Genomic DNA, 3972 nt, shown 5'->3' with positions numbered 1-3972 from the left:
TAAAAGGCCGTATTCTGAGACGCGGGCTTCCGGCTCAGAATCGTGCCCATGGCGTTCCAGCGCCCAAATTTTCAGACAGACCGGCTGTGCCCACGATGTCAACCATGATTAACGCACCAAAGTAGCCAAACTTCACAAACTAAACACGCCTATGTTGGACACAAACGACAGCACAAAAAAAGCAAGCAACAGCTAACGCCATCACTTGCCTAATAATATTAGTCCACCGGATTAATGATCTCACGTTCAGCTAACGTGCCCATAATATAGTGGAATTGTTCCAAAAAGTCATCCTTTTTGGCCATCTTGAAGATGTTAACATCGCGCATCCCGTTACCCGTTAAAGTTGCTAACTTAAACCCGGTCAGGTCCTTGTTGACCATCACTTTAAGTTCGACGGTTGCGTTATACGGTGAGTTAGGATCCAATGACCGCTTCAGCACAAAGTTGCCGACTTTGGTTTCTTGGAACCCCACGTCCTTTAACGCAAACTTCTTGATGTTCGGATTAATTTGATAACTGGTGGTATCACCAGTGAGTGTCACAGTTGCTTCAAATGCCATGTGGTTACACCTCACTTCGCGCTTGAACTCGCGCGACAATTTTAGCAATATTCGTTACTAACGCGTTAATGTCATCCTCAGTCGTGTAACGACCAAAGCTGATTCGAATCGACTCTGAAATTCGAGGACTCTCTTCACCAAACATTGCCGTCAACACGTGAGACGGTTCGATTGAGCCCGCCGTACATGCCGAACCACCGGAAACAGCGATGCCAGCCAAGTCCAGGTTAGTTTGCATGACGTAAGTTGAAATACCTTTGATCCAAATGTTCATGACGTGTTGGAGGTTATCTTTTGACAACGTCCCGTTGAGTTCGAAGTCGACCCCGGCAGTAGTTAAACCATCGATGATCTGTTGTTTAAACCCAAAGTATTTTTCCTGACGGTGGGCCTTTTCTTCGGCCGTGATGGTGCTAACCGCCGCAGCGAAGCCCGCAATTCCAGGAATGTTTTCAGTGCCGGCACGTCGTTTCTCTTCTTGGTCGCCACCCTTAAGGTAACTTGGGAAGTTAACGCCCGTGCGCCGGTACAAGAAACCAACCATCTTAGGTCCGTTGATCTTGTGGGCAGACGTTGACAGCATGTCGATGTGGTCGCGCTTAACGTCAATATCCAATAAACCGTAAGCCTGTACGGCATCCGTATGGAACCACGCTTGATGGTCCTTCAAAATCTCGCCAATTTCGTGAATCGGCATGTGAGAGCCAACCTCGTTATTCCCGGTCATGATGGTCACCAGAATCGTATCATCACGCAAGGCTGCCTTAAAGTCATCCAAGCTGATCTGACCAGCCTCATCAACGGGTAAGTAAGTCACCTCAAACCCGTGCTCCTCTAAGAAGTGCAGTGGCTTTAAGATGGCCTCGTGCTCGATGGCGGTCGTAATAATGTGCTTGCCAAGTTTTTCTCGGGTAAATGCCGTTTGAATCACCGCGGTGTTATCACTTTCAGTCCCACCACTCGTAAAGATGATCTCGTCATCATCCGCATTTAAACTCTGGGCAATCACGTGCCGGCTATTTTCCAAAATGGTGTGGGCCTCTCGCCCAAGCCCATACAGGGTCGACGCATTGCCATAAACGTTTTGAAGCTTATCCGTCATCTCAGCCAATACTTCACTCGAAATTGGCGTTGTGGCGGCGTTATCTAAATAAATTTCCTTCACTACTCTGAATCTCCTTTAAACGCTACTCAGCAAACAGTGCTAACAACATCTGAGCCGAGCGCTTACCTGCCTCAATAATAAACTGATCAAAACTAACGCCGGCGTTTTCATCACCAACGTCTGACATCGCCCGAACGACGACGTATGGGGTTTCAAACTGGTGAGCCACTTGACCAACCGCGGCGCCTTCCATTTCACTTGAAAGCGCATCTGGGAAGTGGGCCAAAATGTTGTCGATGGCTTCACGACTGGCAATAAATTGATCGCCAGTGACAATTAAGCCCTTACGAACGGTTAAACCGGTCTTCTTAGCAGCTTTTTCCAATCGATCGATCCAACTTTGGTTAGCATCAAACCGGGCTGGTTGGCCAGGTAATTGACCGTATGCGTAATCGAAGGCTTGGGCATCAACGTCATGGTAAGCGGTTTGCGTTGACAATACCACGTCACCTACATGGAGACCCTCACCGATCCCACCAGCAGAGCCAGAGTTGATCACAACGGAAACCTTAAATTGGGTAATCAGCAGTGCAGTCGTTAGCCCCGCTTCAACTTTACCGATTCCAGAACGAACCAACACAACGTCTTGGCCGCTAATGGTGCCTTCATAAAAATCGATTCCTGAAACGTTCACAACGTGTTCGTCAGTTAACGCTGCTTTTAACGTCGCAATTTCTTCATCCATGGCGCATAAAATGCCGTATTTCATAATAATATCCTCACTTGGTTTAGTTTAAAATTCAACGAAAAATAACACGAGAAAAACGATGACAATGCCCACACTCAGCCCTAAAATAGCCAAATTCAGGCGGTGTTTTAGCCGATCAATCTTCGCTTCAGTCGCCGTACCGGCAACATCCGTTGTATCGTGCTGTTTTGCGTAGCGGGTTTCTGCTCGTAATCGTTCCCGATCCCGTTTTTCGAAATCGTCTTGCGCTCGGCGCTGTTGCGCGCGGTAAGCTGACCGACTCAATGACGAGTCGGTCGCGTTATCCGAATGATCATTTTCTTGTCGATTCGCCATCGTTTACACCTACTTTTGTAATTGCATCAGTTCAAAGTACCAAATTGCCATGATGGTTTTGGCGTCTTCAATCTCACCAGCAGCAATCATCGCCTTCAACGTTTCAAGGTCGTAGGCTTGCACGTTAAGGTTTTCGCCGAAATCACGTGGTAATTCTTTATCAACCGGCACGAGTCCAGTTGCCAGATACAACGTCATGTATTCGTCTGAAAACCCAACCGATGAATAAAATCCGGTGATGCGTTTCAATTGGGTTGCGTGAAGCCGGATTTCTTCATTTAACTCCCGGTTTGCCGTGTGACTTGGATCATCGGCATCGCGTTCATCTAATTTACCGGCTGGAATCTCCAGCGTTGCTTTTTCAACCGGTGCACGCCACTGTTTGACCAAAATCACCTTATTATCAGCGGTGATGGCCAGCACCCCAACAGCACCTGAGTGGTGCACGATTTCGCGGTGAGCCCGTTCACCATTAGGTAAAATCACAGTTTGGCGTTCCAAATTAATGATGGCACCGTCATAAAGTTGCTCAGAACCAACCACTTTTTCCGTTAAATCCATCTTAATCATCCATTCATATCAAGTTTTAGGTCATTAACTGACCCTATTTTAACTTAGGTCACCCAACCAGGCAACTATCTGCCCTATTCTGCAGTGTCCTCGGTCGCCGGTGCGTCAGCTTCCCGGTCTAAGCGAACGCGAGCCGCCTGAGGCCCTTTTTGACCTTCAACGATCACAAATTCGACCTTTTGACCTGGCGTCAGTTTTTTAAAGCCGCCCATTTCGATCCCTGAATAGTGCACAAAAATCGATTCACCGGTTTCGGCGCTTTTAATAAACCCAAACCCGTTTAATTCATTGTAACGTTCAACTGTTCCTTTAATCATCAGTTCACCTCATAACAAAGACGGGTCCAAAACCACCGTTTCAAACCCGTCCGTTTGTCTTTGATTTGGATTACGACTACTCACCATTTAATTTAAAATAACTCATCTGTCATTTTAACCTATTTGGCAGATTAATGCGAGAGACTCGGCTAAAACCCGGTTATATCTTAACCATTCCTGAGGCTTCTGCTTACGCATGTGTCCAGCGTAAGCATGTTTAGTTTGTGAAGTGATTCTGGTTTTGAATTGTGGAAGGATGCCGCGGGAGGCTCCGGCGCTATGCGAGGCTGGAACGCAGTGGCGGGCCTACGAGCTAGGAATGGGCAAAAAACG

At 47.3% G+C, this 3972-nt stretch carries 6 protein-coding genes; all 6 read right to left on the bottom strand.

Features of this window, described 5'->3' with window-relative positions; genetic code table 11:
• Positions 1-218 precede the first annotated feature (218 nt).
• The 6 genes from ACYVR3_RS16060 to ACYVR3_RS16035 all read right to left on the bottom strand — a co-directional run bounded on the left by ACYVR3_RS16060 (position 219) and on the right by ACYVR3_RS16035 (position 3639).
• On the bottom strand, positions 219-563 hold the full coding sequence (locus ACYVR3_RS16060; RefSeq protein WP_054736856.1) for a DUF1831 domain-containing protein: 345 nt from the start codon (positions 561-563) through the stop codon (positions 219-221).
• Between the two features lie 4 nt (positions 564-567).
• Entirely contained in the window at positions 568-1728 is a 1161-nt protein-coding gene (locus ACYVR3_RS16055; protein ID WP_054736857.1) for a cysteine desulfurase family protein, read from the bottom strand.
• A 22-nt stretch (positions 1729-1750) separates the two neighbouring features.
• Positions 1751-2437, bottom strand: coding sequence for a 5'-methylthioadenosine/adenosylhomocysteine nucleosidase (locus tag ACYVR3_RS16050; protein WP_057151642.1), 687 nt, complete (start codon positions 2435-2437; stop codon positions 1751-1753).
• 24 nt (positions 2438-2461) lie between these two features.
• Complete coding sequence (locus ACYVR3_RS16045; RefSeq protein ID WP_461245009.1) at positions 2462-2752, bottom strand: hypothetical protein; 291 nt, start codon at positions 2750-2752, stop codon at positions 2462-2464.
• Positions 2753-2761: 9 nt separating this feature from the next.
• On the bottom strand, positions 2762-3313 hold the full coding sequence (locus ACYVR3_RS16040) for an NUDIX hydrolase (protein WP_461245008.1): 552 nt from the start codon (positions 3311-3313) through the stop codon (positions 2762-2764).
• 83 nt (positions 3314-3396) lie between these two features.
• Positions 3397-3639 carry a cold-shock protein gene (locus ACYVR3_RS16035; RefSeq protein WP_054736860.1) on the bottom strand — a complete coding sequence of 81 codons (243 nt, stop codon included), beginning with the start codon at positions 3637-3639 and terminating at the stop codon, positions 3397-3399.
• Between the last annotated feature and the right edge of the window lie 333 nt (positions 3640-3972).

The organism is Secundilactobacillus muriivasis (assembly GCF_054785195.1).
This window is presented reverse-complemented; position numbering and strand designations above follow the sequence as displayed.

Bases quoted from the DNA above. Each gene is read 5' to 3' on its own strand.
- ACYVR3_RS16060 (WP_054736856.1), bottom strand. From the start codon at position 563: ATGGCATTTGAAGCAACTGTGACACTCACTGGTGATACCACCAGTTAT.
- ACYVR3_RS16045 (WP_461245009.1), bottom strand. From the start codon at position 2,752: ATGGCGAATCGACAAGAAAATGATCATTCGGATAACGCGACCGACTCG.
- ACYVR3_RS16040 (WP_461245008.1), bottom strand. From the start codon at position 3,313: ATGGATTTAACGGAAAAAGTGGTTGGTTCTGAGCAACTTTATGACGGT.
- ACYVR3_RS16035 (WP_054736860.1), bottom strand. From the start codon at position 3,639: ATGATTAAAGGAACAGTTGAACGTTACAATGAATTAAACGGGTTTGGG.
- ACYVR3_RS16050 (WP_057151642.1), bottom strand. From the start codon at position 2,437: ATGAAATACGGCATTTTATGCGCCATGGATGAAGAAATTGCGACGTTA.